The sequence below is a fragment of the uncultured Campylobacter sp. genome (assembly GCF_937997595.1).
Lineage (GTDB): Bacteria > Campylobacterota > Campylobacteria > Campylobacterales > Campylobacteraceae > Campylobacter_B.
This window is the reverse complement of sequence record NZ_CALKTS010000269.1, coordinates 1-1,266: the sequence shown is the minus strand read 5'-3', so window position 1 is coordinate 1,266 and position 1,266 is coordinate 1. Positions and strand designations below refer to the sequence as shown.

At 41.6% G+C, this 1,266-nt stretch carries 3 protein-coding genes; all 3 read left to right on the top strand.

The genetic code is table 11. The annotated features are described in order from the left end of the window. The coding region (rpsR, locus tag Q0614_RS08780) for a 30S ribosomal protein S18 (protein ID WP_298788095.1) at positions 1 to 128 on the top strand (128 nt) is incomplete at its 5' end. 95 nt (positions 129 to 223) lie between these two features. Continuing rightward, a complete protein-coding gene (locus tag Q0614_RS08775) occupies positions 224 to 511 on the top strand; it encodes a hypothetical protein (RefSeq protein ID WP_298788093.1) in 288 nt (95 codons plus the stop codon). A gap of 57 nt (positions 512 to 568) precedes the next feature. Further along, positions 569 to 1,066, top strand: a complete 498-nt coding sequence (locus Q0614_RS08770; RefSeq protein WP_298788092.1) for a hypothetical protein — start codon at positions 569 to 571, stop codon at positions 1,064 to 1,066. The last annotated feature ends 200 nt before the right edge of the window (positions 1,067 to 1,266 follow it).

Genomic DNA, 1,266 nt, shown 5'->3' with positions numbered 1-1,266 from the left:
TAACCGGCACCAGCAAAAAATACCAAGAGATGGTAGAAAAGGCTATCAAGCGCGCACGCCAAGCAGCCCTTATACCTTACATTGTCGATCGCAAAGACGTGGTCACAAACCCATTCGAAAATCTTTAAATTTTAGCGGCGTAGAGCCGCTAAAATTACTCTATTTTTAAATTATTAAGTCCATCTCATATATAATATAGCCATATTTTTCGAAGGAGAAATTTATGGCAGAGAGCGAACATCCGGATTATTTAACATGCCCTTTTTGCGGCAAGGATGACGTCAGATATGGTGCGGTTATATGCAGCGAATGCCAGGCGGAGATCCATTATGGTAGAGCTTGGGTTAAATTGTTCGTGGGCGGCGCGATACTTATCTTTATCGGTATTTACGGTTTGGTAAAAGGATTCATAGTCGTAAGTGCGGTAATAATAGGCACCGGCGCAGTCTGTCTAGTCTCGGCACGCAAAGATTCCGAGGATCACGAACCGAGATTTGTTAGAGACTTTTAGCATCAATAAAATTTATGCCTTTCAATCTAAATGGAGCATTTATAAAAAGGATATATCGTGAATAATTTCCTGATAAGCTATTATTTAACAAGTCGCTTGGGCGGCGAGCTCATTATCGGTATTTTAATCATAATAGCGGGGTTTATGTTCGGCATAAATAACATAATCGCTTTTATTATAGGCTGCTTTGTGTTCTTTCTTTCAAAAGAAATTTTAAACGAACTTGCCAAAGATTCGAGCAGCATTATGGTATCAACCTTCGTGCCGTTGATCGGTGCGGCGGCATTGGGCTATTTGGCGGGGGCTTTGAATTATGAAGAGGAGCAGCCCAAAGAGCTTAAATCCGAGGTGCAAGTGCAACAAACGCAGCAGTATTTGACGCAGCAAGATAAGATCTATTATATTCAGAACAGCTTGATGTTTAAAGGTGCGGCGCTCGACGGTAAATTTGGCAAAAAGACTATGCGAGCGGCGCAGAAATACTCTGGCTCGTCCGCGACATCGATCGACGAACTTTATGAAGCGGTCAAAGCTAAAAAAGAGAGCGAAAGATAAAATTTATTAAATCGCAAGCCAAGCCATCCGCATTAAATTCTTAAATTTACTCGCTTTATATACGTATTATCGGGCGCCTCAAAATAGATCGCGCCGTTTGTCAAAATCTCCTAAGTCCGATTGAGGCGTAAATTTTAAAAATGGGGCTTGAGCGTTTTTGAGGTAAGCGGACGAAATAAACTTGCTTGTGCGCGGACTAT